Below are 4,079 nucleotides of genomic sequence, written 5' to 3' on the forward strand. Positions count from 1 at the left end.
CATTACTATATGGTAGAAAAAAGGTGCTTCCTAAGGCAATAAATACTTCTTGACGATTCAAACATTCTTTTATATATTGAAGCCCCTTTTCGAAATTAGAATATACATGTTTCTCCATACGAAATGTTTGATTATATTCTAACAACTGTGTATATCTTGCTACAGAAGGTACTGATGTGATAGTATCCATACGATATGCTGGTATACTATATAACTCTTCATTCGCTATTAAACTCATGTAACTAATGCTACCCATACTCTTTAATTTATCGTGAAGAATTGGTATATAGCATGAATAATAATAAGGGACATCAAAAGTTGGAATTAATTCTTTCATTTTCACTACAGCACTCACCCCATATTTATTTTTTTACAGCCCTATCCAGTTCTCAACAGTATAATTCAACTGTAAGTCATTAGTAGCTTTAAATTTTCTATTTGGAATAGGTTGTCCTAATTTATCGACTTCAAAGAGCCTAAAGCCTCTTGAAAACTTAAACCTGCATGCAAGGTCCCTTGGCACTTTAAAATTTCCTGCAAAACGATTTTTTTCTATTCTATCTAGTATCATGCCTACACTCATATAAATTCGTTCACCAACTGGTGTATTTTCAGGTACTTCGACTGTTACAGAAACATCTACAAATTCTGATAATGTTTCTATTACCTTATATTTTTTAGGTATTCCTTTTACACCTTGTGTCACAAAGGTAACTTCGGCTTCTCCTATTTTCTTAGGTATAATTGTTCCATCCCCCATAACCTCTAACACATCTGGGTTATCAACTAAAAATACACCATCTAAAACACTCATTTCAAAACCACTATCGTACGTAACAATTGGATTAATTTTCACTTTCATTCCAGTTAATCCAACTACATCTCGACCATCTAATGTAACATTAACTATATTACCAACATCTCCAAAGAAATATATTAATGGTAGATGCATACGTTCTCCCCAGTCTTTCTCAAAATGTGCACCATTTGGATCCTGATAAAAAATTAAATCATCTCTATATTTGTAACCATTTTTCAATAAAGTTTCTGCAATATCCCTCACATGTTTTACCAAGAAAAAACCTTCCGCACTACCTATATCCATCCATATTTTCAAGTCTTTTTTTCCTTCATACATTTCATATAATTTTAATTCCGAATGATCATCTTCAACTTTCACAAAGAATGGAGATAACATCCCAATTTTCCCAAACACTTCAGGATTGCGGAAACCAATATTATAAGTTGATAAACCACCTGCTGATGACCCTATTAGAGCTGTATTTTCAGCATTAGTCAATGTTCTAAAATTTTCATCAATGTAAGGTTTCACCTCATTGATTATAAATTTTTCATATAATAAACCTGAGCACTCTATATTTTTATCTGGTGAAATGAAATGACAAAACTCATTATTTTCTATGATTCTTTTATGTGCTATACCTACTATTATTATCTCTTGAATTTTACCTTCATAAATTAGCGTATCAGTCGTCTTGTGGACATTCCATGATTCATCATTTTTTATTACTGGCTCAAACAATCGCTGCCCAGCATGCATATATAATACAGGATACTTTTGATACGAATTGCTTTCATAACCAGGCGGTAAATATATGAATATTTTCCTACTATTCTCAAGTATTTCAGAATGAAAATTTTCAATCGTAATCACTTTAGAAGCTCGTTCCATAGTAACCTCCAATTTTCTATTTTTCACTTTCATTAATACAGTTCTTTTCTAGTTTTCCCTTTAAAATCGTACCCTTTGTTAACTTTTTAGAGAATTTTTCAGTATAAGCTTTTGTTTTAGCTACCAGAATGAAATCCCCCCGATTTTAATTACAATTGTAAAAAAAGTAGCCCCCTATAGTTAAGACTCCACCAAGATAGTTTTTTCTGCAGTTTGCCACTTTACAACCACTTCTCCAGTTCCAAAACTCGGGGTCCGATACTTATGATTCTCTCCGCCTTCAATCAATAGTGTGTTATTGATCTTTCTAATAAATTTAAATTCAAGCAAGCTATCAGCCGGAACACTTATATCAAAATAACCCGTAGGAAATTGATACATTATTTGATTAAAAAATGGCCCTACTGCCTTGCAAGGATTCATATTTCCTAATGAATATGTGTTCCCCATTATAAAAACTTCACTCTCTGGTATTTCATATCCATTTTCAATAACAAATCGAATACAAACTTGCTTTGTATTGAAGATCTCTACATGTTTATAGATATTACTCCTAGTTCCTGTATCTGTTACAACAGTAATTTCATATTTACCATCGTTCACTGCTGGAACTTTTACTTTTATACTAGTATGTGACCATGAAACAACTTCCGCCTCTTTTTCCTCAAATAATACTGATCCTTTTTTAGAAGTAAAGCCACATCCTTCAATACAAATTATTTGACCAACTGTTGTCATCTTATGTCCCACAGTTCCTATTAAAGGTATACTATTTACTCCTTTATGGTGCCAAACATGTACTGACCCAGGTCCAAGCCATAATGAATCTATATTATTATTTTCAACTCTAATTGCTTCACCATCTAAAAGGCCATCCAATATGTCCTTATACTTTCTAGAAGGAAGAATTGTTTTAACACCTTTTATTTCATATCCTTCTGTTAAATTTCGATTCAATGCTATTAATACCACATCACTTCCAAAGTACCTTTCATATACATAAATATCATCCGTTATATATCTTTCTTTGGTATTTCCATATGGAAGTGCATAATTTAAACTACGAAGCGAAGATAAAGATTGTATTATCTTAAAGTTATCTGTATTCACATCAAAAGATTCCATTTGACCACGATTGTTCGGATCTCCATTTCCAACCATATACTGCTCTGTACCATAGTATACAGAAGGTATTCCCCTTGAAGTTAACAAGAATGCTAATGATTGTTCTATTCTACGTTTACTTTGTCCATTAATGTGAAAACGGTCCATATCATGATTATCAATAAAAGTAACAAGATTATTTACATCATTATAAATTTGATATGTTTCTTCAATCATTTTGTGTAACCCATGCATGGAATCCATTCCATCTCGAAAAACTTCACGCACTTTATGAGCAAAACTAAAGTCTAATAAACTCATACCACTATTATTTGCAAAATGAACTACTGCGTCAACTCGTATACCATCTATCCCTTGGTCTAGCCATAGTTTAATAGCTTCTTTAAAATACAAATCAATAGCTATATTTTGGTGATTTAGATCTGCAAGATCAAATAAATTACGATAAACTCCGTCTTCATATTCTTCAAAATCCGTCCCACCATTATGATGAAAATAATGATTGTAATCATTATCGTATCCACCAAGTAACAATCCATTATCATATAATCTACCATTTTCAGCATAGGTCGCATCATCATGTAATGCAGGCGAAGTGTGATTAGGTGCAAAATCCATAATAATTTTTATATCTTTTGCATGAGCGGTTGTTATTAAGGTTTGAAAGTCTTCAAATGTCCCAAAAAAAGGATTTGTTCTTTTAAAATCACGAGCCCAGTAGCCATGATATGAAGTACTTCCTACCAAATCATTTATTGGAGTAAAGATGTTTTCTACCGGTTGAGATATCCATAATGACGTCACACCTAGTTCAGTAAAATAGTTTGTATTTAATTTCTCAATAATCCCTATCCAATCTCCACCAAAGTATTTCTTTTTATTTTCCCTAGATTCATCATATAATCCCCCTTTAGGATTATATGATGGACATCCATTATGGAATCTGTCCGTTACAATTTGATATATTATATCCTTAGAAAAATTAACGTTGTTCCTATTCACCTTAAGTTTATCTTTTTCTTTCAAATGACAACCTCCATCCCATAGAAGCATTTACCAGCTATTTTCAAACGTTTAGCACTCTACCCTTAAGTACTATTTGAAAAATAGTTAAAATATATTTCGCCTCCTAACTAGTAACTCATGTTTCGATTCAATTTTTCATACAACATAATGTCTACAAGTGGGTTCTATATTTGTCCTATAAACTGTACCATTTGATTTATGTCGAAGTAAGGGAAAAAATGTCATTATATAGGGA

General features: G+C 32.1%; 2 protein-coding genes and 1 pseudogene. All 3 read right to left on the reverse strand.

Annotation, left to right across the window (positions count from 1 at the left end; translation table 11 throughout):
• A pseudogene (locus tag ABWK52_RS27005) lies at positions 1 to 343 on the reverse strand (hypothetical protein); the annotation flags it as partial.
• Positions 344 to 370: 27 nt separating this feature from the next.
• Positions 371 to 1,693: an alpha/beta hydrolase gene (locus ABWK52_RS27010; RefSeq protein ID WP_098542119.1), complete on the reverse strand. Its 1,323-nt coding sequence runs from the start codon at positions 1,691 to 1,693 to the stop codon at positions 371 to 373.
• Between the two features lie 180 nt (positions 1,694 to 1,873).
• Entirely contained in the window at positions 1,874 to 3,844 is a 1,971-nt protein-coding gene (locus tag ABWK52_RS27015; RefSeq protein WP_353772266.1) for an alpha-amylase family glycosyl hydrolase, read from the reverse strand.
• Between the last annotated feature and the right edge of the window lie 235 nt (positions 3,845 to 4,079).

Origin of the sequence: Bacillus sp. AP50, assembly GCF_040492675.1 — a bacterium.
Classification (GTDB): domain Bacteria; phylum Bacillota; class Bacilli; order Bacillales; family Bacillaceae_G; genus Bacillus_A; species Bacillus_A cereus.

Coding starts and splice junctions, on each gene's coding strand:
- ABWK52_RS27010 (WP_098542119.1), bottom strand. CDS start 1,693: ATGGAACGAGCTTCTAAAGTGATTACGATTGAAAATTTTCATTCTGAA.